Annotated in this window: 25 protein-coding genes and 1 tRNA gene; 10 read left to right on the top strand and 16 right to left on the bottom strand. The window is 74.5% G+C overall.

The features are described 5' to 3' along the window. The 5 genes from tsaD to ACWHYA_RS09355 all read right to left on the bottom strand — a co-directional run bounded on the left by tsaD (nt 1) and on the right by ACWHYA_RS09355 (nt 4,845). Nucleotides 1-1,071, bottom strand: a complete 1,071-nt coding sequence (gene tsaD / locus ACWHYA_RS09375; protein WP_425941639.1) for a tRNA (adenosine(37)-N6)-threonylcarbamoyltransferase complex transferase subunit TsaD — start codon at nt 1,069-1,071, stop codon at nt 1-3. Continuing rightward, on the bottom strand, nt 1,068-1,580 hold the full coding sequence (locus tag ACWHYA_RS09370) for a GNAT family N-acetyltransferase (RefSeq protein WP_425941641.1): 513 nt from the start codon (nt 1,578-1,580) through the stop codon (nt 1,068-1,070). The genes tsaD and ACWHYA_RS09370 overlap by 4 nt, the downstream gene beginning before the upstream one ends. Next, entirely contained in the window at nt 1,577-2,260 is a 684-nt protein-coding gene (gene tsaB / locus ACWHYA_RS09365; protein ID WP_425941643.1) for a tRNA (adenosine(37)-N6)-threonylcarbamoyltransferase complex dimerization subunit type 1 TsaB, read from the bottom strand. The genes ACWHYA_RS09370 and tsaB overlap by 4 nt, the downstream gene beginning before the upstream one ends. A 78-nt stretch (nt 2,261-2,338) precedes the next feature. Further along, complete coding sequence (locus ACWHYA_RS09360) at nt 2,339-3,562, bottom strand: HD-GYP domain-containing protein (protein ID WP_425941645.1); 1,224 nt, start codon at nt 3,560-3,562, stop codon at nt 2,339-2,341. Further along, a complete protein-coding gene (locus tag ACWHYA_RS09355; protein WP_425941647.1) occupies nt 3,559-4,845 on the bottom strand; it encodes an HD-GYP domain-containing protein in 1,287 nt (428 codons plus the stop codon). The genes ACWHYA_RS09360 and ACWHYA_RS09355 overlap by 4 nt, the downstream gene beginning before the upstream one ends. 525 nt (nt 4,846-5,370) lie before the next feature. On the opposite strand from ACWHYA_RS09355, the gene ACWHYA_RS09350 reads away from it, so the two are divergent. Then, the gene (locus ACWHYA_RS09350) at nt 5,371-5,445 is read left to right on the top strand and encodes a 50S ribosomal protein bL37 (RefSeq protein ID WP_373288732.1); all 75 of its coding nucleotides are present in this window, start codon (nt 5,371-5,373) and stop codon (nt 5,443-5,445) included. 140 nt (nt 5,446-5,585) lie between these two features. Here the strand turns inward: ACWHYA_RS09350 and rsrA are convergent, their stop codons facing one another. The 3 genes from rsrA to ACWHYA_RS09335 form a co-directional block, all read right to left on the bottom strand. Further along, nucleotides 5,586-5,882, bottom strand: coding sequence for a mycothiol system anti-sigma-R factor (rsrA, locus tag ACWHYA_RS09345; RefSeq protein ID WP_425941649.1), 297 nt, complete (start codon nt 5,880-5,882; stop codon nt 5,586-5,588). After that, complete coding sequence (locus ACWHYA_RS09340; protein ID WP_425941843.1) at nt 5,879-6,544, bottom strand: sigma-70 family RNA polymerase sigma factor; 666 nt, start codon at nt 6,542-6,544, stop codon at nt 5,879-5,881. The genes rsrA and ACWHYA_RS09340 overlap by 4 nt, the downstream gene beginning before the upstream one ends. Nucleotides 6,545-6,694: 150 nt before the next feature. Then, complete coding sequence (locus ACWHYA_RS09335; RefSeq protein WP_425941651.1) at nt 6,695-7,588, bottom strand: SGNH/GDSL hydrolase family protein; 894 nt, start codon at nt 7,586-7,588, stop codon at nt 6,695-6,697. 95 nt (nt 7,589-7,683) lie between these two features. On the opposite strand from ACWHYA_RS09335, the gene ACWHYA_RS09330 reads away from it, so the two are divergent. From ACWHYA_RS09330 to ACWHYA_RS09305, 6 genes are all read left to right on the top strand, one after another. Continuing rightward, nucleotides 7,684-8,925, top strand: a complete 1,242-nt coding sequence (locus tag ACWHYA_RS09330) for a pyridoxal phosphate-dependent aminotransferase (protein ID WP_425941654.1) — start codon at nt 7,684-7,686, stop codon at nt 8,923-8,925. 14 nt (nt 8,926-8,939) lie between these two features. Next, nucleotides 8,940-9,779, top strand: a complete 840-nt coding sequence (locus tag ACWHYA_RS09325; protein WP_425941656.1) for an SOS response-associated peptidase — start codon at nt 8,940-8,942, stop codon at nt 9,777-9,779. Further along, nucleotides 9,776-10,546 (top strand): alpha/beta hydrolase family protein, encoded by a 771-nt coding sequence (locus ACWHYA_RS09320; RefSeq protein ID WP_425941658.1) that lies wholly within the window; start codon nt 9,776-9,778, stop codon nt 10,544-10,546. The genes ACWHYA_RS09325 and ACWHYA_RS09320 overlap by 4 nt, the downstream gene beginning before the upstream one ends. Beyond that, nucleotides 10,543-11,847, top strand: coding sequence for a 3-phosphoshikimate 1-carboxyvinyltransferase (aroA, locus tag ACWHYA_RS09315; RefSeq protein WP_425941660.1), 1,305 nt, complete (start codon nt 10,543-10,545; stop codon nt 11,845-11,847). The genes ACWHYA_RS09320 and aroA overlap by 4 nt, the downstream gene beginning before the upstream one ends. Beyond that, nucleotides 11,847-12,860 (top strand): ribosome small subunit-dependent GTPase A, encoded by a 1,014-nt coding sequence (rsgA, locus tag ACWHYA_RS09310; protein ID WP_425941845.1) that lies wholly within the window; start codon nt 11,847-11,849, stop codon nt 12,858-12,860. Before aroA ends, rsgA begins: the two co-directional genes overlap by 1 nt. 121 nt (nt 12,861-12,981) lie before the next feature. Then, nucleotides 12,982-13,920: an inositol monophosphatase family protein gene (locus ACWHYA_RS09305; RefSeq protein ID WP_425941662.1), complete on the top strand. Its 939-nt coding sequence runs from the start codon at nt 12,982-12,984 to the stop codon at nt 13,918-13,920. Between the two features lie 30 nt (nt 13,921-13,950). Here ACWHYA_RS09305 and ACWHYA_RS09300 read toward each other — a convergent pair whose 3' ends face one another. The 4 genes from ACWHYA_RS09300 to ACWHYA_RS09285 form a co-directional block, all read right to left on the bottom strand. Then, entirely contained in the window at nt 13,951-15,303 is a 1,353-nt protein-coding gene (locus tag ACWHYA_RS09300; protein ID WP_425941664.1) for a M16 family metallopeptidase, read from the bottom strand. After that, on the bottom strand, nt 15,300-16,643 hold the full coding sequence (locus tag ACWHYA_RS09295) for a M16 family metallopeptidase (RefSeq protein ID WP_425941666.1): 1,344 nt from the start codon (nt 16,641-16,643) through the stop codon (nt 15,300-15,302). Before ACWHYA_RS09295 ends, ACWHYA_RS09300 begins: the two co-directional genes overlap by 4 nt. Nucleotides 16,644-16,775: 132 nt before the next feature. Continuing rightward, a tRNA-Met gene (locus tag ACWHYA_RS09290) sits at nt 16,776-16,849 on the bottom strand. A 79-nt stretch (nt 16,850-16,928) separates the two neighbouring features. Continuing rightward, on the bottom strand, nt 16,929-20,129 hold the full coding sequence (locus tag ACWHYA_RS09285) for a UPF0182 family membrane protein (protein WP_425941668.1): 3,201 nt from the start codon (nt 20,127-20,129) through the stop codon (nt 16,929-16,931). Nucleotides 20,130-20,190: 61 nt separating this feature from the next. Here ACWHYA_RS09285 and ACWHYA_RS09280 point away from each other — a divergent pair, with 61 nt between their 5' ends. Next, on the top strand, nt 20,191-20,727 hold the full coding sequence (locus ACWHYA_RS09280; protein ID WP_425941670.1) for a PPA1309 family protein: 537 nt from the start codon (nt 20,191-20,193) through the stop codon (nt 20,725-20,727). A gap of 9 nt (nt 20,728-20,736) precedes the next feature. Here ACWHYA_RS09280 and ACWHYA_RS09275 read toward each other — a convergent pair whose 3' ends face one another. Together ACWHYA_RS09275 and ACWHYA_RS09270 are read right to left on the bottom strand one after the other, a co-directional pair. Further along, nucleotides 20,737-21,891, bottom strand: coding sequence for a YlbL family protein (locus ACWHYA_RS09275; RefSeq protein WP_425941671.1), 1,155 nt, complete (start codon nt 21,889-21,891; stop codon nt 20,737-20,739). A gap of 10 nt (nt 21,892-21,901) precedes the next feature. Next, nucleotides 21,902-22,330: a molybdenum cofactor biosynthesis protein MoaE gene (locus ACWHYA_RS09270; RefSeq protein ID WP_425941672.1), complete on the bottom strand. Its 429-nt coding sequence runs from the start codon at nt 22,328-22,330 to the stop codon at nt 21,902-21,904. 180 nt (nt 22,331-22,510) lie between these two features. Here ACWHYA_RS09270 and ACWHYA_RS09265 point away from each other — a divergent pair, with 180 nt between their 5' ends. Beyond that, complete coding sequence (locus ACWHYA_RS09265; protein WP_425941674.1) at nt 22,511-24,016, top strand: zinc-dependent metalloprotease; 1,506 nt, start codon at nt 22,511-22,513, stop codon at nt 24,014-24,016. Nucleotides 24,017-24,085: 69 nt separating this feature from the next. Beyond that, nucleotides 24,086-24,868 carry a hypothetical protein gene (locus tag ACWHYA_RS09260; RefSeq protein WP_425941676.1) on the top strand — a complete coding sequence of 261 codons (783 nt, stop codon included), beginning with the start codon at nt 24,086-24,088 and terminating at the stop codon, nt 24,866-24,868. Here ACWHYA_RS09260 and ACWHYA_RS09255 read toward each other — a convergent pair. Together ACWHYA_RS09255 and ACWHYA_RS09250 are read right to left on the bottom strand one after the other, a co-directional pair. Continuing rightward, a complete protein-coding gene (locus ACWHYA_RS09255; protein WP_425941847.1) occupies nt 24,865-25,104 on the bottom strand; it encodes a WhiB family transcriptional regulator in 240 nt (79 codons plus the stop codon). The two genes, ACWHYA_RS09260 and ACWHYA_RS09255, sit on opposite strands and share 4 nt — an antisense overlap. 326 nt (nt 25,105-25,430) lie before the next feature. Beyond that, a complete protein-coding gene (locus ACWHYA_RS09250; protein ID WP_425941678.1) occupies nt 25,431-25,625 on the bottom strand; it encodes a hypothetical protein in 195 nt (64 codons plus the stop codon). Nucleotides 25,626-25,646: the final 21 nt, after the last annotated feature.

Below are 25,646 nucleotides of genomic sequence, written 5' to 3'. Positions count from 1 at the left end.
TCAGTGGTGGTGGTGCCCGGGTCCTCCGAACGCCTGCACCAGCTCCACCGGCTGGGAGGAGTCCGCGGGCAGGTCCAGCTCGGAAGGCGCGCGACCCTTCTGCACCATCTGGGCCCCCAGGGCCGCCACCATCGCCCCGTTGTCCGTGCACAGCCCGGGGCGGGGCACCCGCAGACGGATGCCGGCAGCGTCGCACCGTTCCTGCGCGAGCGCCCGCAACCGGGTGTTGGCCGCCACTCCGCCACCGATGAGCAGGTCGTCGACGCCGTGCTCGGCGCAGGCCAGGACCGCCTTGCGGGTGAGGACGTCGACGACCGCCTCCTGGAAGCTGGCGGCGACGTCCGCCACGGGGACCGGCTCGCCGGTGTGCTCCCGGGCCTGGACCCACCGGGCCACCGCGGTCTTCAGGCCCGAGAAGGAGTAGTCGAAGCGGTGCCGCTGCAGGTCCCGCCCGGACGTGAGCCCGCGGGGGAAGTCGATGGCCACCTGGCTCCCCTCCCGCGCGGCCCGGTCGATGTGCGGGCCACCGGGGAAGGGCAGCCCCAGCAGGCGCGCGACCTTGTCGAAGGCCTCTCCGGCGGCGTCGTCGATGGTGGCTCCAAGCGAGCGGATGTCGTGCGTGACGTCCGGTACCAGCAAGAGGTTGGAGTGTCCGCCGCTGACGAGCAGGCCCATGGTGGGCTCCGGCAACGGTCCGTGCTCCACCACGTCGACGGCGACGTGCGCGGCGAGGTGGTTGACCCCGTAGAGGGGACGGTCGAGGGCGATCGCCAGGGCCTTGGCGGCCGCCACCCCCACGAGCAGCGCACCGGCCAGCCCCGGGCCGGACGTCACGGCGACCGCGTCGACGTCCCGCAGCTGCACACCCGCCTCCCGGCAGGCCCGTTCGATGGTGGGGACCATGGCCTCGAGGTGGGCTCGGCTGGCCACCTCGGGCACGACCCCGCCGAACCGGGCGTGCTCGTCGACGCTGCTGGCGATCGCGTCGAAGAGGAGCGTCCCGCCGCGGACCAGACCGACGCCGGTCTCGTCGCAGCTGGTCTCGATGCCCAGCACCAGGGGTTCGTTCACCGGACCGACAGCTCCTTGCGCAGGACGAGGGCGTCGACGGCGGGTCCGCCGTCGTCGGAGCGGTAGTAGCCGCGCCGCAGATGCACCTGGTGGTAACCGGCGGCGGCGTACAGGCTGCGGGCGCCGACGTGGTCGGCCCGGACCTCCAGCATCATCACCCGGCAACCACGTTCCCGCGCACCCTGGTGCAGACGGTCCAGCAGCTTCGCCCCCCAGCCGAGGCCCCTCAACCGGGGGTCGACCGCGAGCGTCATGACGTCTGCGACCTCACCGTCGGAGCTGAGTCCGGCATACCCCAGGACCGGCTCAGGATCCGCAGGGGTGGATCCGCGTCCCGGAGCCGGACCCCCCGGTGCGACCACCCAGTAGGACCGGGTGGGGCGGGCGGCCAGCTCGGCCCAGAACACGGACTCGGACCACGCGTCGGAGGGGAAGCAGCGGCGTTCCAGCTCGGCCATGTCGGCCAGGTCGCGCCAGCCGGCGGGGCGCAGGTGCAGACCGTCCCTCACGTGCGCGCGCTCCTGGTGGCGGCGACGACCGCGTCCGGCCGCCGCAGGTAGAGGGGCTCGGGGGGCAGCTGCGCCCGGCCGGCGTCGGGGTGGTCCCCCTCGACGATCCGGTGGGCGAGGGCCGCGAGGACCCCGGGATCGACGTCGACGGCTGCCTGCGGCAGGGCGTTGGTCAGGGCCTCGGGGTAGAGGGAGGTGCCACGACCCACGCTGGGCAGCTCCCGCACCTGCAGGGGGAGGTCGGCGGCGCGGGCGACGCCGGGCCCCTGGACCCGTCGGGCGGCGTTCGCGCCCACCTCGTAGACCGCCCAGTAGACCTCCTTGCGTCGTGCGTCGGTGGCCACGAGCACGGGACCCTCGTGCCGACCGACGAGCGCGTGCGCCAGGGCGTCGAGCGAGCAGAGGCCCGTCGGCGCCGGAAGACCGAGCGCGTGCGCCATCACCAGTCCGGTCACCACGCCCACCCGCAGACCGGTGAACGGCCCGGGCCCGACACCCACCACGACGCGGGTGAGGTCCGTGCGGTCGACACCCGCGTCGAGCAGCACCCGTCGGACGGCCGGTGCCAGGAGCTCGCCGTGGCGGCGGCCGTCCTCGTGCACGGCGCGGGCGACCACCCGGGCACCGTCGTGCAGCGCGGCACCGACGGCCGCGGTGGAGGTGTCGATCGCCAGCAGCACGCCTCCAGGCTAGCGGCTGACCGGCACCTCCTCGTGCGGCTGGCCGCGCATGCCTGCTGCCCCACCGCCGGCCCCGGGTCAGCCGACGCGCGACAGCCGCTCGGCGGCCACCGGTGACAGCCGCCCCCTGCGGACGAGGTGCCGCAGGAGCGCCGCAACCACCTCGGGGTCGTACTCGTGGGGGGTGTTGCGCAGCAGCCGGGCGAGGGCGTCGGTGGGATCGGACCCTCCCGGCCCCTGGTGGGTGAGGTCGTCGTAGGCGGAGACCGCCCGGACCACCCGTGCGGCCGGCGGGACGTCACCCCGCAGGACCGCCCGGTGGTGGGGCAGGCCGACGTCGGCCACCGTCGCCGCCAGCCGCGAGAGCTCGGCCGTGCGCGCCAGGATGGCCGCCCCGGTGCTGGCGATCCGGCGCTGGTCCCGGGCGGAGACCTCGACGGTCGCCCCTCCCGGGACGGGACGGCGAAGACCCACCTGCCCGACGTCGTGCAGCAGCGCTACCGCCTCGACGTCCCGGAGCTCGGCGTCCGGGACGCCGACCTCGCGGGCGACCGGCACGGCAAGGGTGGCGACCCGGTGGGCGTGGCCGCGGGCGGTGAGCCCGGCCTGGTCGGTGAGGCGCGCCAGGGCGAAGAGAGTCTGCCGCTGGGCGGCCCGGATGCGGCGCTGGCGGGTCACCGCCGTCTGCAGCACCCCCAGGGGCACGAGGAAGAGGACGAGGGCGACCGGGCCGAGGACCTGCAGGGACAAGGCCATGACGGCGGCCGTGGACGCCGTGGCCAGCGCGAGCGGGCCGTGCCTGCCGAGGTCGGTGGTCAGCTCGGCGAGGACGGAGACCGGTTCGACCCGGGCCCGGACGGTGGAGCGCGCCAGGATCGGCACGGCCACGGTCACCACGGCCACCGCCAGCAGCAGGAGCGCGACCAGCCCGCTGCCCACCCCGGGCTCGGCCGCCCGCTCCAGCAGCGTCTCCCCGCCGGGGCCGGCGACGCGGGCCAGCGTGCCGGCCACCAGGACCGTCCCCAGGGCCCGGGACAGGTCCGCACCGAGCGAGGAGGTCGACCGGTGGACCGCGGCGACCACGAGCACCGCCGCGACCGCCAGGCCCGACGGGCCGACCAGACCGCCCAACCCCACCGGGGGTGAACCGGTCGCCGGCCAGGCCGTGGACACGGCGACGGCGATGCCGGTCGCCTGGGCCAGGGGGGCGTCGCGCACGGCCCCGGGGACGGCGACCCGCCAGGCCTCGCCCAGGATCATGATGGCCAGGGCGACGAGGGCCGCCCCCGGTCCGAGGATCACCGGGGACGCCCCAGGCTCTCGGGACGCCACCGGGCGTAGGCGTCGCTGACGCGGGGGTCGTCGTGGTCCACCCAGCTGGTCGTCGAGGCACCGCCGGCCTCGGGCACTGCAGACCTCGTCGCACCGTCCGACCGGACCTGCGGGGCGGCCGGGGCCGAGCGGTCCACGCCCAGCGCAGAAGCGAGCGCCTCCACCACCTCCGGGTCCAGGTGGGTGCCGGCGCGCCGGCGCAGCTCGGCCACCGCCGTGACGGGGTCGCCCGCACCCTCGCCCCGGTCCACCGTGAGGGCGTCGTAGGCGTCGGCGACGGCGATGACGCGGGCGGCGAGGGGGATCTGGTCGCCACGCAGCCCGGCCGGGTAGCCCCGGCCGTCCAGCCGTTCGTGGTGGTGCCGCACCGCCGGGAGGGCACCGGTGAGGAAGTCCAGCCCCCGCAGGACGTCGACCCCCGCCACGGGGTGCCCGCTGAGCACGCTCAGCCGGGTGAGCGGCTCCCGGTCGGCTCCCGTGGCCAGCTCCGGTCGGACGGCGACCATCCCGATGTCGTGCACCAGCGCGGCGTACCGCAGGTCCTCGGCCGCCTGCCCACGGATCCCCAGCCCGGCGGCGATCCGGTCCACCAGGTCGGCCACCCGGGCACTGTGGCCGACCGAGGCGGGATCGGCCTGCTCGAGGGCCGCCACGAACGTGGTGACCGTCTCCTGGTGCTCCCGTCGGGCCGCCACCTCCCGGCCGATCGACCAGTGGGCGACCAGCAGCGGGCCGAGCACGAACAGGGCGCTCAGCGCGCCGAGGCCCGCCGGACCCCAGAGCACGGCGAAGAGAAACGCGACGACGACGTGGGTGAGGTAGCCCCATCCCAGGCTGCGCAGCACCCGCGAGACCGTCTCGGACGTCGGGGTACCGCGCATGATCCGGAGCATGACCGCGATCGCCACGGCGTTGAGCGCCGTCATGGCCGCGTAGGCGACCAGCAGCGGCAGCCCCACCCGCAGCAGCAGGCCGACGGGATCCAGCTCCACCTGCCGGATGCGCAGGCCCCCGAGGCCCAGGTAGACGAGCCCCCCGCCGGCACCCAGGAAGCCCGTCATGGCGACGTTGAAGGCCCGGGTGCGCCAGCGGTTGCGTCGAGGGTCGAGCGCGTAGGCGGTGGCACCCACCAGGACCGCACCCGAGGGGCCGGACAGCGGCAGGGCCGCGGCGAGGACCACCATCGCGACCGACACGCCCAGGTGGGGGCCGAGATCACGTTCCCGCAGCGCGACCCCGGCCACGCCCAGCACGAGGAGAGCGATCAGGACGTCGGTGCTGGGTCGACCGTCCGCGCCCTCGTTGGTCCAGCCCCACCAGCAGACGACCCCGGCCGCGAAGGCCAGCGCCAGGATGTAGGCGTCCGCGCGCAGCGACGCGGGGCCGACGCCCTGGCGTCGGCCCCGCGTCGCGAGGGTCTGGCTCGTCAGTCCTCCAGGGAGACGACGTCGATGCCGATCCCGCCGAAGGAGGAGAGCAGGGCGATGAAGAGCTGGTACATGTCGGGGGGTCCTTTCGTCCGTGTCCCGCGGGGGGACACCCGGGCAGACAACGGCCGGGGGAGACCGTCTGTCTACTGTGGCACAGCGCGCGGGTGCCGTCCTGCCAGGTGGGACCCCTCGAACCACTTCTTGAACAAGACTTTACCCACGGAGTGACGAACGTCACATCTGAGTCGAGACGCCGTTCTGCCGTGTGCGATGATGAACCGATCGCCCACCGCGCCCTCGCCGGCCGGCGGGCCGACCGACCACGTCCCTCGACCCACGGAGGCTCCCATGAGCAAGCGTGCCCGCAAGCGCCGCGACCGCAAGAAGAAGGCGGCCAACCACGGTCGCAAGCCCAACGCCTGACCGCACCACGACGAAGGACCGGACCCCGGCCGGGGGTCCGGTCCTTCGTCGTGCCGGGCGTTCCAGCTGCGGGCGTTCCAGCTCGGCGACCTGCCTCCCGGCCGGTCCTCCCACCGCACGCCCGGACGTGGGCCCCAGGATCAGCGCTCGCGGCGCTCCCGCACGACCGTCACCGAGGTCGTCGTGATGCGGGTGAGGATCTGGGTGCGCAGTGCCGCCGGCGCCTGCTCACAGGCGCAGGCGCGGCGCACGAGGGCCTTGATCAGCAGGTCCCGCTCGTACTCGGCCAGGCAGGACCCGCACTCGTCCAGGTGCTCCTGGATGCGCTCCTGGTCCACCGGGCCGGTCTCGTTGTCCACGAACTCGAACAGCCGCAGGACCACGTCGGCGCAGTCGACGGCCTGGGCATCGTCGCGTTCGTCGTGCCGGTGGTTCATCGGCGGGCCTCCTCCGGTGAGGAGATGACTCCACGCTCGACGGCGTAGTCGGTGAGCAGCTCCCGGAGCTGCTTGCGCCCGCGGTGGAGCCGGGACATCACCGTCCCGATGGGCGTGTCCATGATCTCGGCGATCTCCTTGTAGGAGAACCCCTCGACGTCCGCGAGGTAGACCGCGAGCCGGAAGTCCTCCCCGATCGAGGCGAGCGCCCGGGTCACGTCGCTGTCGGGAAGGTGGTCGAGCGCCTCCGTCTCGGCCGAGCGCAGGCCCTTCGAGCTGTGCGAGGCCGCCCGGGCCAGCTGGTAGTCCTCGATCTCGGCCGCGTCCGACTCCAGCGGCTGCCGCTGCTTCTTGCGGTAGGTGTTGATGTAGGTGTTGGTGAGGATGCGGTACATCCACGCCTTGAGGTTGGTTCCGGGCCGGTACTGGTGGAACGCCGCGAAGGCCTTGGCGTAGGTCTCCTGGACCAGGTCCTCGGCGTCGGTGGGGTTGCGCGTCGTCCGCAGCGCCGCCGAGTACATCTGGTCGAGCAGGGGCATGGCCTCGCGCTCGAACCGCGCGACGCGCTGCTGCTCCGTCTCGGTGGCGACGTCCACGGTGGCGTCCGCCTCCGCGAGCGCCTGGGCGTCGAGCTCCGCGATCGTGGGCTGGTGGGTGTCCATCGACGTCCAGCCTATCCCGTGGTCGCCGACCAGCGCGCTCGCGCCGGCCCGCTCCCCCGGGAGATGGGTGGTGATCAGCACAGGCTCCTCCTGCCTCGACTCGGTCCGTTGGCGGCAACGGCGCGACCGGGCGAGGCATTCCCGTCCCGGTCAGGGAGCCTCCAGCGTCTCCCCCACCGTCCGGGCCCACAGCAGGGCACCGTCCTCGTCGGGATGCACCCGGTCCGCGAGGAGCGCCCCCGGGTCGCCCGTCTCCTCGAAGGCCGCGGCAACGTCGATCGTCGGCAGCCCCTCGTCCGTGGCCAGCTCGGCCAGGGCGCGCCGGACGTCGGCGTTCGCGTCGTCGGCCTGCGGCTGCTGCAGCGTGACCACGACGGGGATCTCGGCACCGAACCGCTCCCGCAGGGTGGACAAGGTCCGGGACGTGCCCTCCCGCACGCTCTCGACGCTGTCGTTGTGGCCGAAGTTCAGGATCACCAGGTCCGGCTCCTCCGGCACGAGGGCGTCCATCCGCTCCACCGGGTATGCCGCACCCGCGCCCGACTGGTGGCCGGAGTAGATCGTCACGGCCTCGCCCTCGGCGTCCTGGCCCAGCAGCACCGGGTCGATGTAGCCGTCCTCGGTCCACTCGTTCCAGGACACCACCCGGACCGGCCGCTCGGACGCCAGGGTCCGCCCCCACGCGTAGACCCACTCCCAGGTCTCGTTCCCCGTGGAGTCGCCCAGGGCGGCCACGACGACCGGCCCGTCCTGGTCCAGGACTGCGCGGGCCTCGTCCGGCCGGGGACCGTCGACTCCGCCGTCCGCGGTGCGGCCCTCGTCCCCGGGCACCCCGGCCGTGGACGTCGCACCGTCGGGGACCGACGGGGTGGCCCGGGACAGGTCGGCCAGGCCCGCCGCACCGGCGCGGGCCGACGCGCCGGGCTCGCCGGACCCGCCGGGGCCGGCCGTCCCCGGGCCCGACACCGCGGTGAACGTGAGCACGCTGAGGGCGCCGGCGAGCAGGGCCAGCAGGACCAGTCCCACGTCCTGGAGCCTGCGCATCCGGCCACCTCCCTCGAGCTGCGCACCGGGTGGCCCGACGCCACCGCGTCCAGTGCCCTGGCAGGGTACCTGCTGGCAGGTGCGACGATGGGCTCGTGAACGCGAGCCTCCGCCATCCCCTCCGCGAGCTGACCCAGCCGCTGAAGCTGCAGAACGTCCTCTACGAGATCCGTGGGCCCGTGGCCGCCCGGGCGGCCCAGCTGGAGGCCGAGGGGCACCGCATCCTCAAGCTGAACATCGGCAACCCGGCGCCGTTCGGCTTCGAGGCTCCGGACACGATCCTGCAGGACATGATCGCCGCCCTGCCCACCGCGCAGGGCTACTCGGAGTCCAAGGGGATCCTGTCGGCCCGCCGGGCGGTCGTCGCGCGGTACGAGGAGGTGTCCGGGTTCCCGGACCTGGACGTGGACCACGTCTACCTGGGCAACGGCGTCTCCGAGCTGATCATGATGACCCTCCAGGCCCTGCTCGACCCCGGGGACGAGGTCCTGGTTCCGGCGCCGGACTACCCGTTGTGGACCGCGGCGACCTCGCTCGCCGGCGGGACCCCCGTGCACTACCTGTGCGACGAGCAGGACGGCTGGAACCCCTCCGTGGAGGACATCCGCAGCCGGATCACCCCGCGCACCAAGGCCATCGTGGTCATCAACCCCAACAACCCCACCGGAGCGGTCTACTCGCGGGAGGTCCTGGAGCAGATCGCCCAGGTGGCCCGGGAGCACTCCCTGCTCGTGATGGCCGACGAGATCTACGACCGGATCCTCTACGACGGCGCCGAGCACGTCTCGATCGCGGCCCTGGCTCCCGATCTGCTGTGCCTGACCTTCAACGGGCTCTCCAAGACCTACCGGGTCGCCGGCTACCGGGCGGGCTGGGTGGCGATCACCGGGCCCACGCACCACGCCCGGGGGTTCCTGGAGGGTATCGAGCTGCTGGCCTCCACCCGGCTGTGCCCCAACGTCCCCGCCCAGCACGCCATCCAGGTCGCGGTCTCCGGGCACCAGAGCATCGAGGAGCTCATCGCCCCCGACGGGCGGCTGACCCAGCAGCGCGACATCGCCGTCTCCATGCTCGGTCGGATGGAGGGCGTCTCCGTGGTCCAGCCGCACGGGGCGCTCTACGTCTTCCCGCGGCTGGACCCCGACGTGCACGAGATCCGCGACGACGTCCGGCTGTGCCTCGACCTGCTCGAGCAGGAGAAGATCCTGGTCGTCCACGGCACGGGGTTCAACTGGCCCACCCCGGACCACCTGCGGATCGTCACCCTCCCCTGGGGCTCGGACCTGCGCGCGGCCCTGGAGCGGATGGGCAACTTCCTGGCCTCCTACCAGCAGTGAGGTGAGGGACGCCCATGTGCGGCAGGTATGCGGCCACCGCCCACCCGGACGAGCTCGTCGAGGCGTACGAGGTCGCCCTGGACGCGACCGGCGAGGTGTCCCGGAGCCTGCTGCGGTCCCCGCAGCAGCCGCCGCCCGGGCAGCCCGACCACAACGTGGCTCCGACCAAGCAGGCACCGGTGGTCCTGACCCGGGCACCGCGGGGAGAGGCTGAGCCGGGCGACCCGGTGCGCCAGCTGCGGCTGCTGACCTGGGGGCTGGTCCCGTCGTGGGCCAAGCACCCCTCCGTCGGGGCGCGGATGACCAACGCCCGCGCAGAGACGGTCCTGGACAAGCCGGCCTTCGCGCGGGCAGCCGCCCGTCGTCGCTGTCTCGTCCCGGTCACCGGGTGGTACGAGTGGCAGGCCAGCCCCGTGGCCCTGGACGCGCGGGGCCGGCCGCGCAAGCAGCCGTTCTTCATCGTCCGGGCGGACGAGGCCCCGCTGGCGCTGGCCGGGCTGTACGAGTTCTGGAAGGACCCGGACGCACCCGCGGACGACCCGCGGTCCTGGGTCGTGTCCTACGCGATCATCACCACGACCGCCGAGCCCGGGCTGGACCGCATCCACGACCGGCAGCCGGTCGCGCTCGACCCCGGCGCCTGGGATGCCTGGCTGGACCCCGGGACCACCGCGCCCGAGGACGTGGGCGCCCTGCTGGCCGCCTCCCACGTGCCCGGTCGCTTCCGCGCGTGGCCGGTGAGCACCGCGGTCAACTCCTCGCGCAGCAACGGGCCAGGTCTGCTCGAGCCGGCGCCGGCCGAGGAGCTCGAGGGGGTCGTCGACCCGGGGACGGGCGAGGTGGTCGGGCCGTGACGCCCGCCGACCACCAGGGAGTGCTGGTACCCACCGACCAGGGCCCGGGCCGCGTCCGGGTCTTCCCCGCCCGGGAGCGGCGGGGGACCCTGCTGCTCGGGCACGGTGCGGGTGGGCAGCGGGACAGCCCGGACCTGCTCGCGCTCACCGCGCTCGCCGACCACGGCTGGACCGTGGTCCTCGTGGACCAGCCCTGGCGGGTCGCCGGACGGCGCGTGGCCACGGCACCGCCGCGGCTGGACGCCGCCTGGCGGCAGGTCGTGGCGGCCCTGGCGCTCCTGACGGACGTGCCCGGCGCCCCCGAGGCACCCGGCAGCCACCGGGAAGGCCGGGCCCCCGCGGCGCCGGGATCACCCGGGGCCCAGCACGGCATACCCCTCCCCCGGCCCTGGGTGCTCGGAGGCCGCAGCGCCGGGGCCCGGGTCGCCTGCCGCACGTCCGTGGCCCAGGACGGGACCCCCGTCCCGGGGGTGGCCGCCGTCGTCTGCCTGTCCTTCCCCCTGCACCCGCCCGGTCGCCCCGACCGCAGCCGGGCCGACGAGCTGGTCCTCCCGGTCCGGGCCGGCCTGCCCACGCTCGTGGTCCAGGGCTCGGCCGACCCGTTCGGGGGACCCGACGAGGTCCGGCGCGCCGTCCCGGACCCCCTCCTCACCGTCGTCCCCGTCCGGGGGACCCACTCCCCCGCGGACCTGCCGGCCCTGAGCACCGCGGTCCGTATGCTGCTGGACGGCCTGCCCACCGCCGACCCCGAGGACCCGCCGCCATGACCGAGCCCGAGACCTGGGCAGCCCCCGTCGCCCGAGGGCCTGTCGACGCCACCGTGCGGGTGCCCGGCAGCAAGTCGCTGACCAACCGTTGGCTGGTCCTGGCCGCCCTGGCCGAGGGGCCGTCGCTGCTGCACGACCCGCTCCGGTCCCAGGACAGCCGGGCCATGGTCGAGGCGCTGCGCACGCTGGGCGCCGCCGTGGACGACGGCCGCGACGACCGGTGGCGGGTGGACCCCCCGGCCCGGTTGCGCGGGTCGGTGACCGTCGACTGCCACCAGGCCGGCACCGTCATGCGCTTCCTGGCCCCCGTGGCCGCGCTCGCCGACGGGCCGGTCCGCCTCGACGGGCACGTCACGGCGCGCTCCCGACCCGTGGGTCCCGTGCTGCAGGCCCTGCGGGACCTGGGGGTGGCGGTCGAGGACGAGGGTCGGGGGACGCTGCCGTACACCGTGCGGGGCACCGGTGCCGTCCGTGGAGGGCGCGTCCGCCTCGACGCGTCGGCCAGCTCCCAGTTCGTCTCCGCCCTCCTGCTGGCGGCGCCCCGGTTCGCCGACGGGCTGCTGCTCGAGCACGCCGGCGGGGTGCTGCCGAGCCTGCCGCACGTCGACATGACCGTGGAGGTGCTGCGCCGGGCCGGGGTGCGCGTGGACCGCCCGGGGCCCTCGGCCTGGCAGGTCTTCCCCGGCACGGTCCCGGGCCTGGACGTGCACGTCGAGCCCGACCTGTCCTCCGCGGCCCCCTTCCTCGCCCTGGCCGCGGTCTCCGGAGGCCGCGTCACCGTTCCCGGCTGGCCCTCCTCGACGACCCAGCCCGGGGACCGGCTCCCGTCCGTGCTGGAGTCGATGGGCTGCCGGACCGTGCGGGACGAGGCCGGGCTGACCGTCCAGGGACCGGCGGGGGGCCGCCTCCGGGGAGGTCTGGACCTCGACCTGTCCGAGGTCGGGGAGCTCACCCCGGTCGTCGCCGCCCTCTGCGTGCTGGCCGGGGCGGCCAGCCGGATCCGCGGGGTCGCCCACCTGCGCGGCCACGAGACCGACCGGCTGGCGGCCCTCACCACCGAGATCCGGCGGCTGGGCGGCAGCGTCGAGGAGACGGACGACGGCCTGCAGATCACCCCCACGACCCTGCACGCTGCCGAGCTGCGCACCTACCACGACCACCGGATGGCGATGTTCGCCGCGGTCGTCGGCGCGGTGGTCCCGGGGGTGCGGGTGCAGGACGTCGCCTGCGCCGACAAGACCTTCCCCGGTTTCGACCGGACGTGGGAGACCGCGGTCGCCACGGCCCGGGGGCGGCGCTGATGGGCCGCTACGACCACCTGGACGAGTCGTCGGTGCGGGAGCGCCCCTCCCGTCGGAACACGCGCCCGCGCTCCAAGGACCGCCCGGCGCACGAGGACGCCGTCGACGGCATGGTCGTGGGGGTGGACCGCGGCCGCTACAGCGTCCGGGTCCAGGAGCGCACGGTGGTGGCCATGCGCGCCCGGGAGCTGGGCCGCACCCGCATCGTCGTCGGGGACCGCGTCGCCATGGTCGGGAACACGACCGGCGCGCCAGACAGCCTGGCCCGCATCGTCCGGGTCGAGGAGCGTCGCACGGTGCTGCGGCGCAGCGCCGACGACAGCGACACGGTCGAGCGGGTCATCGTGGCCAACGCCGACCAGCTCGTCGTCGTCACCGCCCTCGCCGACCCCGAACCCCGCACCCGCATGGTCGACCGGTGCCTCGTGGCCGCCTACGACGCCGGGATGGAGCCGTTGCTGCTGCTGACCAAGGCCGACCTGGCGGACCCGGCCGGGTTCCTGTCGCACTACGCGGCGCTGGACGTCCCCCACGTGGTGAGCAGGGGCGGGTCGGGCGGCGCCCTCGACGCGGCCGGGGTCGAGGAGGTCGGGCGGCACCTGGCGGGACGCACCAGCGTGCTCGTCGGCCACTCCGGGGTGGGCAAGTCGACGCTCGTCAACGCGCTGGTGCCCGGCACCGACCGCGCCACCGGACCGGTGAACGAGGTGACCGGCCGGGGCCGGCACACCTCGTCCTCGGCGGTGGCCCTGGAGCTCGCCGACGGTGGGTGGGTGGTCGACACCCCCGGCGTGCGCTCCTTCGGCCTGGGGCACGTCGACCCGGCCACCTTCGTCCAGCACTTCGAGGACCTGGCCCCGGGCACCGCGCTGTGCCCGCGCGGGTGCAGCCACGACGAACCTGCCTGCGGGCTGGACGCGTGGGTGGCCCAGCGGGACGACCCGCACGGGGCGGACCGCCTGGAGTCCCTGCGCCGGCTCCTGCGCAGCCGCTCCGGCGAGGACCGCGGCTGAGCGCAGCCGCTCCGGCGAGGACCGCGGCCGAGCGCACCCGCTCCGGCGAGGACCGCGGCCGAGCGCACCCGCTCCGGCGAGGAGCGCGGCCGAGCGCACCCGCGACGGCTACGGTGGGCCGGTGCCCGCCTACGACGACGACCTGCGCCTCGCCCACGTCCTGGCCGACGCCGTCGAGCGCACCGCGCTCGACCTCTTCGGCTCCCCGGACCTGCAGGTCTCGGTGGGGGACGACGGGTCGCTCACGACCCAGGCCAGCGAGCGGCTGGAGACGCTGCTCCGCCACCAGCTGGGGCGCACCAGACCCCGCGACCGGGTCGTGGGACGGGTGCACGAGGAGACCGGCCAGGGGGACCGGCGCTGGGTGCTCGACCCGGTCGACGGCACGGCCAACTACGTCCGGGGCGTCCCCGTGTGGGCCATGCTCATCTCCCTGGTGGTCGAGGACACACCCGTCCTGGGGCTGGTGGCCGCACCCTCCCTGTCCCGGCGCTGGTGGGCCGGACGTGGCTCCGGCGCGTGGACCGGCAGGACCCTGTCGCAGGCCGTGCCGGTCCGGGTGAGCAGCACCGAGGTGCTGGCCCACGCCTCGGTGTCGGCCGACGAGGTGGCCGCGTGGTCCCACGGTCCCCACGGCGACGGCTTCGACCGGCTGACGGACCGGGTATGGCGCACCCGCGCCTTCGGGGACTTCTGGAGCCACACGCTCCTCGCCGAGGGCGCGGTGGACGTGGCGCTCGCCGCCTGGATGGACGGCTACCAGGCGGCCCCCCTCAGCGTCCTCGTCGCCGAGGCCGGGGGCCGGACGAGCACCCCCGACGGGCGGGACGTCGTGGGGGGCGACCCCCGGGCCGCCTCGGCCGTCGTCGCCACCAACGGGGTGCTCCACGAGGAGGTGCTGTCGATGCTCGGCAGCCGGGCGGCCACGACGGCCGGGCGGGAGAGCCCCGGGCGACGCGAGGGGTCGTGGGCGCAGACGGCCACGGAGGCGACTGCGGCACCGGTGCCCGTGAACGCAGGGCCCGACGTAGAGGGCGACGGGGACCAGCCCCAGGGCTGAACGGCGCGACGGCGCGACGGAGCGCCGGCGTCAGGGCGCCGGGGTCTCCACGCTCAGCTCAAGTCCCTCCACCCCGGCGGCGCGGTCGGGGTCCCCCACGAGGACGACGGTCCACGGCGGACCTGCACGGACCTCGTCCCAGGCCGCGCCCACGTCCTCGCGCCCCAGTTCGCGCACCTGCCTCAGCGTGCGCGTCACCGTGTCCAGGGCCAGCCCGTCCCCGGCCAGGGACACGAGCTCGTCGGCCACGGCGTCGGCCGTGGCGTAGCGACCGGGCGCGGTCATCGTGACGAAGTCGGCCGCCTCGCGCACCTCGCGTCCGGTGAGGTCCTTGCCCGGCACGTCCAGGATGCGGAGGGTCTCGGCCAGGGCCTCGACGGTGACGTCGGCCCGGACGGACCCGCCGACGACCGTGGTTCCGCCGACGCTGCGGGGACGGAAGCCCAGCCGGACCCCGTAGGTGTAGCCGCGCTCCTCGCGCAGCACCCGGTCGAGCCGGGCGTGGGGAGCGCCTCCCAGCAGCATGCCCAGGACCTGATAGGTGCCCCACCCCCGCGGGGTCCGCCGGTCGGGTCCGGGGCGACCCAGGTAGAGCTCGGTCTGCGCCAGTCCCGGGCGCGGGACGAGCACCGTGCGGCCGGCGTCCGGCGACCTGCGGGCCGGGCCCGGGGCGCCGACCACCTCGTCGCTGCCGCGCCAGGTGCCGAGCGTCGCGGCGACGGTGGGGACCGCGGCCGGGGCGCCGGCCAGGTCGCCCGCGAGGACGACGGTCGCACCCCGGGCGGTCAGCTGCGCGTGCCGCGCCCGCAGGTGGTCGCTGGTGAGCGAGGACACGGTGGTCGTCGTCCCCCCCAGCGGCAGGTGCGGACGGTCCCGCGGGTCGAAGTAGGTCTCGTGGAAGGCTCGGGCAGCCGTCGACCCCGGGTCGGCCTGCTCGTGGGCCAGGTCCACGAGCCGGTGCCGACGCAGCCGGGCCACCTCGGGCTCGGGGAAGGTCGCCGAGGTCAGACACTCCGTGACCAGGGCAAGGGCCGTCCCCAGGTGCCGGCCGGTGACCTCCAGGCCGAGGTGGACCCCCCGCTCGCCCGCACCCGCCCCCCAGGCGATGCCGTTGCGCTCCGCCAGCTCGGCGAGCTGCTCGGCGCTGTGACGTTCGGTCCCCTCGTCCAGGGCGCGCGCCATGAGCAGGGTCGCCCCCTCGGTCCCCGGCTCCTCGTGGGAGACCGGCAGGGGGAGCGAGACGCGCAGGGACAGGACGTGCTGGCCGGGCAGATCGACGGTCAGCAGCCGCATCCCGTTGGACAGGTCCACCAGCGACGGCTCCGGGAAGGACCACGGGACCGGCGGGCCGACGGGCGGACGCGCGGTCACCCGGCTGCTCACGAGAGGTCCTCACCGGCCGCGTGGGCCGCCGGCCGCTGGGCGGCCTCGACGACCGGGCCGGGCCGGCTCCCCGGACCCGGTCGGCGGAACCGCACGGTGCTCATGACCTCAGGCGAGAGCCACGTCGCCGCCGCCTCCTGCACCTGCTCGGGGGTGACGGCCATCACCTCGTCCAGGTAGGTGTTGACGTGCTGCGCGTCCCCCAGGCTCACCGCCGCGCGGGAGAGCAGCTCGGCCCGTTCGTCGTGGGCGGACAGCGCCTCGAGCCAGGACCGCTCGGTGTCGGACCGTGAGGCCTCCAGCTCCGCCTCGCCCGGGCCCTCGCGGCCCAGGGCGTCCAGCTCCTCGCGCACGGCGGACTCGACCCGTTCCGGGTCCACGTCCTCCGAGACGTCCAGGATCAGCAGCCCCAGCGACGCGCCGTCCACGAGACCCAGGGCCGAGGCGTGGCAGCCGCTGGCGCTCTCCTCCCGACGGAGCAGACGCTGGTGCAGCCGGGAGACGTCCAGGGACGCCAGGGCGTCCAGCGCCATCGCGCAGGGCAGGTACCGGGGGTCGGTCACCGGCGGCAGCCGGAAGGTGAGGTAGAGCCGGTCGGAGGGCACGTCCTCGACGAGCTGCAGCTCGACCGGATCCGTCGACGGCCCCAGCGCTGGCCGCCGCGCGGGGCGGGGCTCGGTGCCGTCCACGAGGTGGCCGAAGAAGTGCTCGGCGCGGTCCACCACCGTCGCCGGTTCGACGTCGCCCACGACGGTCAGGGTCGTCGTCCCGGGCCCGTAGTGCGTGCGGTAGAAGGAGTGGACGTCGGACAGGTCGGCCGCCAGCAGGTCGTCCATCTCACCGATCGTGGTGTGGCGGTATGGGTGGTCGGCCGGGAACACGCTCCGGCACGCGTGCGCCAGGGCCTGCCCGTAGGGGACGGTGTCGTAGCGCTGCCGCTTCTCCTCCACGACCACGTCCCGCTGGTTGTCCAGGTTGGCCTGGGTCACGGCCGCCAGCAGGTGTCCGTGGCGGTCCGCCTCCAGCCACAGGGCCAGGTCGAGCGCACCGACGGGGACCGACTCGACGTAGGTGGTCCGGTCGAAGGAGGTGGTGGCGTTGGACCGTCCACCGTGGGCCATGAGCAAGGACATGTGCTCCCCCTCCCCGACGAGCTCCGACCCCTGGAACATCAGATGCTCGAAGAGGTGGGCCAGTCCGGTGCGGCCGGGGCGCTCGTGCCGGGACCCCACGTCGACCCACAGGTTGAGGGAGACGGACGGCACGGAGGGGTCCGGGCTCACCACGACACGCAGTCCGTTGTCCAGGGTCGCGGTGCTGATGGGGTAGTCCAGAGGCATGGTGCGCCCACTGTACGTTCCACCCTCCCGGCGAGGGTCCGCACGGTCCGGTCGGGGGAAGGTCGGGCGGACCCGGCGCATGACGAAGGCCCGGACCAGAGGTCCGGGCCTTCGTCATGCTGACGCGTGAAGTAGCGGGGGCAGGATTTGAACCTGCGACCTCCGGGTTATGAGCCCGGCGAGCTACCGAACTGCTCCACCCCGCGTCGTTGTTGCTCCGCCTACTCTACGGGACGGGCCGCGGGGGATCAAATCGCCCCCCGCGGCCCGGGCCGCCCGCAGCACTCACGGCTCGGCGGTGGCCTCCGCCCCGTCACCGGGCGCCTGGGTCTGGTCCGCTCCGTCGACCGACACCGAGCCGCCCTCCGGGCTCGCCTGCACGGCGCGCTCGATGGCGTCCTGCAGCCGCTCCTGGGCCTGGCCGTAGGCCTCCCAGTCACCGGCCTCGAGGGCGGTCTGCCCCTCGGCGTAGGCCTGCTCGATGTCCCCGACGGCACGGGCCAGCGCGGTGTCCGGGTCGGTCTCCGTCTCCGTCGCGGGCTGCTCGGCCTCCTCCCCGGGCGAGCCCGAGGCCCCGGCGTCGCCCGCGGTCGCGCCGGAGTCCCCGCCGAAGAGCTCGTCGAGAGCCCCGTCGAGGGTGTCCGACCAGGCCAGGTCGTTGCCGAAGGCGACGACGACCACGCGCTGCAGCGGGTAGGCGGAGGCGCTGCGGGCCTGCACGTAGATGGGCTCGACGTAGAGCAGGCCGCCACCGACGGGCAGGGTCAGCAGGTTGCCGTAGTCGACCCGGGAGTCGTCCGAGCTGTTCAGGTTGATGAACTGCGACAGCGTCTGGGCGAACGCCTCGGAGTTGGCGTCCGAGGAGTTGATGTCGTTCTGGAACTGGCCCGGCCCGCGGACCGTGGTGTCGCGCGGCAGGACCAGGACGCGGAGCTGACCGTAGTCCTCCCGACGCTGGCCCGCCTGGCTGCCGGCGTCGGCGTCCACCGCGAGGTAGCCGGTGAGGTTCTGCCGCTGCGACCCCGCCGGGATGTAGGTGGTCGTCAGGCTGAAGGTCGGCTCGTCCTGCCCCGGCAGCGCCACCGAGAGGTAGTGCGGCGGCATGTCGGGCTTGGTCTCGCCCGGCACGCTGGGGTCCTCGGAGACGGTCCAGAAGTCCTGACCGGTGAAGAACGACCCCGCGTCCTGCACGTGGTAGCGGGAGAGCACCGAGCGCTGCACCTTGAACAGGTCCTCGGGGTAGCGCAGGTGGTCCATCAGGTCGCCGTCGATCTGCGACATCGGCAGGACGGTGCCGTCGAAGGCCTTGGACCACGCCATGAGCAGGGGGTCCTCCTCGTCCCAGGTGTAGAGCCGCACCGTGCCGTCGTAGGCGTCCACGGTCGCCTTTACCGAGTTGCGGATGTAGTTGACCTGGCCCTGCCCGATCGAGGCGATGTTCTCCGCCTGCTGGAGGGAGTCCGCCGTGGAGGCGCCCAGGTCCTCCATCTGGCTGTAGGGGTAGCGGTCGCTCACCGTGTAGCCGTCCACGATCCACTGGACCCGGCCGTCGACGACCGCCGGGTAGGGGTTGCCGTCCAGCCGGAGCCACGGGGCGACCCGCTCCACCCTCTCGCGGGGCTCCCGGTGGTCGAGCATGCGGGAGTTCTCGTTGAGGGAGTCCGAGAGCATGATCTCGATCTGGCGGTACTTGATCGCGTAGGCCGCCCGGCGCACGATCGACCCGATCTCCACGCCGCCGGACCCGGCGTAGGTGTTGCGCACCTCGCCGGTCTCGTTGCCGCTGGCGGGGTAGTCGAGCTCGCGGGGTCCCTCCCCTTCGGCGGCGCCGACGATGGAGTAGTTCGTCGAGGCCTCGCCGAAGTAGATCCGGGGCTCGTAGTCGCCCAGCCCGCCCACCGGAGGGATGTTGCGCTCGAAGAAGAGCGGCTCACCCTCGGTGGAGCGACGGTTGCCGTAGGCGGCCACCACGCCGAAGCCGTGGGTGTACACCGTATGGTCGTTCACCCAGTTGCGCTGACCGGCCGAGATGCCGTCCAGGTTGAGCTCGCGCACGGCGATGACCGTGTCCACGGTCTCGCCGTCGATCTCGTAGCTGCCCACGTCGAGGGCGTCGGCGAACTGGTAGTAGTTGCGCACGCCCTGGAGCTGGCGGAACGTCGGAGAGACCACCGAGGGGTCGACGATGCGGATCCCGGGGATGGTGTCCGCGTCGGCGCGCAGCTGTCCGGGCTCGGCCTCGGTCTCGGCGTCGAAGTCGATCTTCTCCAACCCGTCCAGGTCGTAGGCGCTGAGCGTGCTGTCGATCGCCCGCTCGATGTAGGGGACCTCGAGCTGGGCCTCCGAGGGCCGGACCTGCAGCGACTGGACAAGCGAGGGGTAGACCCCGCCGAGCAGCAGCGACACCACCAGCAGGCCGGCCAGGCTGATGAGCGGCAGCCGCCAGGCCTTGGTCCAGATCGTGGACAGGAAGAAGGCGGCGGCCAGCAGGGAGGCCACGGCCAGGATGCTGCGGGTGGGGAGCACGGCGTTGACGTCGGTGTAGGTCATGCCGGTGATGCGCGCGTGCTCGTTCATCGACAGGGTGAAGCGCTCGATCCAGTAGCCGCCGGCGCGGACGACCAGCAGCAGCGCCAGGAGGACGGCCAGGTGGATGCGGGCCGCGGTCGTGGTCCGAGGACGCCCCGGTCCGGCCTGCAGCTGCAGGCCGCCGTAGATGTAGTGGGTCACCAGAGCCCCCACCAGGCTCAGGCCCAGCACCAGCGTGCTGTAGGAGACGACCATCTGCCAGAACGGCAGGCTGAAGACGAAGAACCCCACGTCCAGCCCGAACTCCGGGTCCTCGACCCCGAACGGCTCCCGGTGGATGAAGAGGAGGATGTTCTGCCACTGGGACGCGGCCGCGGTGCCGGTGAAGGCGCCCAGCAGCAGGGGGACGGCCACGAAGACCAGCTTGCGGACCGGGTCCAGGGCGCTGCGGTAGCGGTCCAGCGCGGCCTGCTCCGGTGTGCTCGGTGCGTAGACGGGTCGGTGCCGCCACGCCAGCCACAGACCCGACCAGACCACCAGGGCGGTCAGCGCACCCGCGAGGAGGAAGAGCGCCACCTGGGTCAGCAGACGGGTCGTCAGGACCGTGCGGAAGCCGACCGAGTCGTACCAGAGGAACTCCGTCCAGAGCGTGGACGCGTAGCCCACCACCGACAGCAGGGCCACGAGCACGAACAGGGTGGGGACCCACCGGCTGCGGCCGGCGCCGCCCGGGCGCCGGGGTCCGGAGGGTCGGCGGGGACCACCGGACCCGGGGCCGGGGCGCCCCGGCCGGGCACCCCCGGGACCGCCTGGCCCGCGCCCACCACCACCGGCGGCGCCGCCGGCACCCAGCGGGCCGAACGGACCTCCTCGTGGTCCCTCGGCCGGGCCGGAGCCACCCCCGGAGGGCGGGCCCACGGGCTCGTCGGGGTCGGGCGTGCTGTCCTGGTCGCTCACGCGCCCACCCTAGACGCCGGACCTGGAAGTTCCCTCACCGCCGGGGTGGCACCATGGTCGGGTGAGCCAGCACGATCCTGCCCCGACCCCCTCAGCGCTGCTGACCGCCGCCGTCGACACCGAGCGCCACGTCGCCCGGGTCGGGTGGGACCAGCCCCCGCGCCTCTTCGCCCTCGTCCGCACCAGCGTGCTGCGCGAGCGGGAGCCCTCCCTGCTGGACCGGCTGGGCACCGCCGAGTACGAGGGGTACACCGCCATCGAGCAGGAGGGCCTGCCGAAGACGTCGGACCTGGAGTCCCTCCTGGGGCGCATGGCCTGGCCGGCGGAGGTGGACGGGGTGGCCCTGTCCGTCGAGCGCATCGTCGTCCCCCCGGAGGCCGAGCGGGACCTGCCCGACGACCCGCGCGAGGCCACCGACCGGCTGGCCGGACATCCTGGGCGCAAGGACGTGCGCCTCCTGGCCGCCTGCCTGCGCGACGGCGAGCAGATCTGCCTGCTTCGTCAGCGCGACCACGACGAGGACGACGCCGTCGCCGTCGGGCGTGACATCGCCCCCGGTCTCACCCACGCGCTGGCCGCGACGCTGCGCGACGACTGAGCGCTCGGGTCACCCCGTGGCGGGGGCCTGCTCCTCGGCAAGGGTGCGGCAGGTCGGCAGGTCCAGCCCGTCCACGTCGTCGGCGGAAGCCACCGCCTCGACGTGCGCACGGGCCTCGTCGAACGTGGCGACCGGGACGACGAGCAGGTCCGCGGGCTGCCCCTGAAGCACCTCGTCGCAGTTCTCGGACGGTGCGAGGAAGAGCTCGACGCCCGCGTCGTCCGCCGCATACATCTTCTGGCGGATGCCGCTGATCGGGCCCACGTTGCCCAGTCCGCTGATGGTGCCGGTCCCGGCCACGGAGCGGCCACCGGTGAGGGCGCCTGGGGTGATCCGGTCGTAGATGGCCAGGGAGAACATGAGCCCGGCGCTGGGGCCGCCGACGTTGCCGGCACTGATCGTCACGTCGTAGGGCATGTCGTAGCGCGGGGCCAGGTAGACGCCCACGATGGTCCGACCCGTCTCCTCGTCCCGCACGGTCGGCACGTCCAGGGTGACCTCCTCGCCCTCGCGGAGCAGCGTCATGCTCGCGCTCTCCCCCGCGGTCACCTCTTGCAGCCGGGACCGGACGGTCTCGGCGTCCGTCATCTCCTCCCCCTCCACCGTGAGGATCTCGTCGTCCACGTGCAGGACCCCGTCGGCCGGGGCGTCGGCGATCACCTGGGCCACGACGATCTCCTCGGGGACCTCCAGGCCCGCCTCGCGCAGCGCGACGACGGCGGCGTCCTGCTGGGAGTGCTCCATCAGCTCGGTGTTCTGCTCGCGCACCTGCTCGGCCGTCACCTGCTCGGGAAAGATGTCCTCCCGGGGGTGGACGGTCAGCGCGGGGTCGAGCGCCGCCCGGCCCCACTCCAGCAGCGTCACCTTCTCCCCCGGCCCACCGTCCAGGCGCACCGTGGTGAAGAACAGGTCGCCCTCGGTCGGATGGTCCTCGAGCTCCGGGTCGAGCTCGACCACGGGCGTCCCGTCGATGGAGTCCAGCGTGTCGAAGAGGGGACCTGGCTCGTAGACGACCTTGTCGACGCCGACCCAGCTCGCCGCCGCGCCGGCCACCACGAGCAGCGGGACCAGCAGCAGGGCCGCGCCGGAGCGCCGGCCGATGCCGGTGTGCGGCACCTTCGTCCTGGGCTGCTGGGGGTAGCCGTGGTGGTATCCCTCGCTCACCGCCCCCTCCTCACAGACCGACCCAGCTGTGGTCGCCCTCGGACCACTGCTGCTTCTTCCAGATGGGCACCTGCGCCTTGAGCTCCTCGACCAGGCGACGGGCACCGTCGAAGGCCTCGGCGCGGTGCTCCGCGGCCACGGCGCACACGACGGCCAGGTCGCCCACGTGCAGCGCACCCGAGCGGTGCACGGCATACACCCCCAGCACCTGGTCCTCGGCGGCGACTGAGGTGGCGATCCTGCTCAGGTGGGCCACGGCGTCCGGATGGGCGCTGTACTCCAGCAGGGACACCCCCTCCCGGCCCTCGTCGTGCTCCCTCACGGTGCCGACGAAGAGGGCCACGGCCCCGGCCCTGGGGTGGCGCACGCCCGCCAGGGCCTCGTCCACGGACAACGGGGAGTCGCGCACCTCGGCGACGACGGACGGCTCAGCACTCACCGCGCCATCATGCCGTACGCCGCCTGGGAGCGTGCTGGGCGCGACCGCGAGACCGTCGCCGACCACGGCACCTGGCGGAACGTCCTCGCCGGTGGGCGCGTTGTCGCAGGAGAAGGCCGGTGCCACCGGCCGCCCGGAACCCCCGGCCCCGTCCCGTGGCAGGCTGGGGCGAACGATCCCGTGCGGAAGGACAAGATCGACGTGTCGCAGAACCCACCACCCTCCGAACGCCCCGACGACCAGCCCGACCCTTTCGAGGCCCTGCTCGGCGGACCCGTCCCGCCCCAGATGCGTGAGGCGCTGGAGGCCATGGGGCTCGGGTCGATGGACCCCGAGCAGGTGCGTCAGATGCGCGCCCAGATGGAGCTGCTCCTGGGAGGAGGCGGGGGCGCTGACGACGGACCGGTCAACTCCGACCTGGCCCGGGACGTCGCCCGCCAGGTGGTCGCCCAGGAGTCCGGTGACGCCTCGGTCGGCCCGGGGACCGTGCGGGACGTGGAGCAGGTGGTCCAGGTCGCCTCGCTGTGGCTGGACCAGGTGACCGATCTCCCGCGGCCGGAGGGTCCCACCCGCGCGCTGAGCAGGGCCGAGTGGGTGGAGCTCACCCTGCCGCTGTGGGAGCGGCTGACGGCCCCGGTGGCCGAGGGTCTGCAGACCGCCATGTCCACTGCCATCCGCGAGCAGATGTCCCAGCTGGGGCAGGAGGGTGGCCCCGAGATCCCCGGCCTGCCCCCGGGGATGAACCCGGCGGCGCTGATGGGCCAGATGGAGCCCATGGTCCGCCGGATGAGCGCCAGCATGTTCGGCGCCCAGGTCGGACAGGCCGTCGGCACGCTGGCCACCGAGATCGTCTCGGGCACCGAGGTCGGCATCCCGGCGATGGGTGACGAGTCGGTCGCGATGCTGCCGGTCAACGTCGCCGCCTTCGCCGAGGGGCTGGAGCTCGACGGGGGGGAGGTCCACCTCTACCTGGCGGTGCGCGAGGCGGCCCGCGTGCGGCTGTTCGCCGGCGTCCCCTGGCTGGGTCCGCAGCTGCTCGGCGCGGTGGAGCAGTACGCGCGGGACATCCGCATCAACACCGACGGCATCGAGGAGGCGGTGCGCCAGGCCGACCCCCAGGACCACGAGGCCATGCAGGAGGCCCTGGGCGACAGCCTCTTCGCGACCGAGCCCAGCCCGGCGCAGCAGGCGGCCCTCGCCCGCCTGGAGACCCTGCTGGCGCTCGTGGAGGGCTGGGTCGACGTCGTCGCCGCCCGCGCGTCCGACCAGCACCTGCCGCACGCGGACGCGCTCGCCGAGGCGGTCCGTCGACGCAGGGCGACAGGGGGACCCGCGGAGAAGACGTTCGCCTCCCTGGTCGGTCTCGAGCTGCGGCCGCGGCGGCTGCGGGACGCCGCGAACCTCTTCGCCGCCCTGGAGTCCGCCCACGGGCAGACCGCACGCGACGAGGCCTGGGGTCACCCCGACGTGGCGCCGACGGCGGCCGACCTGGACGACCCTCTCGGGTATGCCGAGCGGCGCACCGGCGCGCAGGACGCCGTCTCCATCTCCGACGCCGACATCGAGGAGCTGCTGGCCTCGGGCGGGGCGGGCCCGTCGGAGGGTACCGGCGGACCGGATGACCGCTCGGGGGACGACGAGGACGGCACCTCCGGCGAGGGACGCGAGCACCCCTCCGGCGGCTGACGTCCTTCCGCGCACCCGCCCTGTGGACGCACGGGGCGGGTGGGCACGCGGCGGTGGCAGGGTGTCCGCATGCGCGACGGCGACCGACCCCTGGCCGACGGTGCGGTCCCCCTGCCCGCCTCGAGGAGGGGCGCCCGCTGGCGGGTCGGGGTGGGGCCGGGGGCCGTCGTCGTGGACGGCGGCCCGGGCGGCGCGGTCGAGGGCGGGTCGCCCCGGAGCCGCACGACGCCGGGGCCGTGGGCGCACACCGCCCGCAGGGTGGCTGCCGCGCTGGCCACCGGCCCACGCGACGCGTCCGACGGCGGTCCACAGGTGCAGGTCCGTGGTGCGGGGCCGCTCGCCCGGCGTCTGCGCCTCTCGCTGGGAGGTGCCGCGCCTGCGGGCCCGGCCGGAGCGCTGCTCGAGGTGGTGGTCCACCAGCACGTCGTGCCGCCGGAGGTCGGACTCGCCGCCGCCCGGTCCGGGCGGACGCTCCTGCCCGTGGTGGTGCAGCCGCGCAGGGTCGTCGTCGGGCCGGTCACCACCCCCGAGGGTCCTTGTCTGCACTGCCTGGACCTGCACCGGTGCGACCGCGACGCGCACTGGCCGCTCGTGGCGACGCATCTCGGCCACCCGGTCGAGCAGATCTCCCCCTCCCCGGTCCCGGAGTCCCTGCAGGCGGCGGTCGAGGGTCTGGTCCTGCTTCTCGTGGACGCGATCCGGGAGGGCCGTCCCGTGCAGCCTGGCCTCTCCCACGAGGTCGGCCCGCACCCGCCGCACGTGGTCCTGAGACGGTGGGCGACCCATCACCGCTGCCCGTGGCACACCGGCTGGCCGGCCGGGGGCTCGGGCTCGGGCTCGGGCTGGGGCTAGGCTGCCACCTCGTCCTTGCGCGGACGGCCGCGGGGGCGCTTGCGGGCCACGACCTTGCCCTGCAGCACGAGCTGGCCGCCCCACACGCCCCAGGGTTCCGCCCGGCGCAGGGCCTCGGTCAGGCACGCCTGACGGATCGGGCAGTCGCCGCAGAGCTCCTTGGCGAGCTCCACCTCCTGGGGAAGCTCGGCGAACCACAGGTCGGCCGGGTGACGACGGCAGGGCAGGTCCTCCAGGACCGGGCGCGTGCCGCTGGTGGCGTCCGAGCAGCTGGTCGTGGTGGCGAGGGTCGTGGTGGCGAGGGTCGCGGTGGTCGGTGCGCCGGACACGGCAGGTCCTTCCTCGGACGGGCTGGTGGGGTGGCTCGACGGGCGGGTGGGGTGGCTCGACGGGCGGGTGCGGTGGTCGTCCTGGGTGAGGCCAGGCGGGGGGCTCGACATCGGGGTGCTCCTGGGCGGTGGCCCCGCGTCCGCGCCGCCCTCCGCGCGAAAGGAGGTGGACAGCAGAACGGCCGCGGGCCCTCGGACGAGGACTCGCGGCCGGAGGTCGGCAGGCGGTCGGCCTACGTGGTCCGGTGAGCGGTCTGGTCCAGGGTGGGGTCGGTGGGCAGGGTGGCGGTGGGACGCTCCGTGCGTCCGCCGGCGAAGGCTCCGAGGACAGAGCTTTCCCACGGGCGCAGGACGGACCGCCGGGCGGCCGCGCCGGAGGGGCGTGCCGCGACGTCGAGGTCGCCGTGACCGAGGACGATCGTCTTCATGCTGGCCACCCTCCTTCCGTC

The sequence above is a fragment of the Ornithinimicrobium carbonis genome (assembly GCF_977012275.1).
This window is presented reverse-complemented; position numbering and strand designations above follow the sequence as displayed.

Coding starts and splice junctions, on each gene's coding strand:
- rsgA (WP_425941845.1), top strand. CDS start 11,847: ATGGGCCGCTACGACCACCTGGACGAGTCGTCGGTGCGGGAGCGCCCC.
- ACWHYA_RS09340 (WP_425941843.1), bottom strand. CDS start 6,544: ATGGACACCCACCAGCCCACGATCGCGGAGCTCGACGCCCAGGCGCTC.
- aroA (WP_425941660.1), top strand. CDS start 10,543: ATGACCGAGCCCGAGACCTGGGCAGCCCCCGTCGCCCGAGGGCCTGTC.
- ACWHYA_RS09295 (WP_425941666.1), bottom strand. CDS start 16,643: ATGCCTCTGGACTACCCCATCAGCACCGCGACCCTGGACAACGGACTG.
- ACWHYA_RS09260 (WP_425941676.1), top strand. CDS start 24,086: ATGCGCGACGGCGACCGACCCCTGGCCGACGGTGCGGTCCCCCTGCCC.
- rsrA (WP_425941649.1), bottom strand. CDS start 5,882: ATGAACCACCGGCACGACGAACGCGACGATGCCCAGGCCGTCGACTGC.
- ACWHYA_RS09250 (WP_425941678.1), bottom strand. CDS start 25,625: ATGAAGACGATCGTCCTCGGTCACGGCGACCTCGACGTCGCGGCACGC.
- ACWHYA_RS09325 (WP_425941656.1), top strand. CDS start 8,940: ATGTGCGGCAGGTATGCGGCCACCGCCCACCCGGACGAGCTCGTCGAG.
- ACWHYA_RS09335 (WP_425941651.1), bottom strand. CDS start 7,588: ATGCGCAGGCTCCAGGACGTGGGACTGGTCCTGCTGGCCCTGCTCGCC.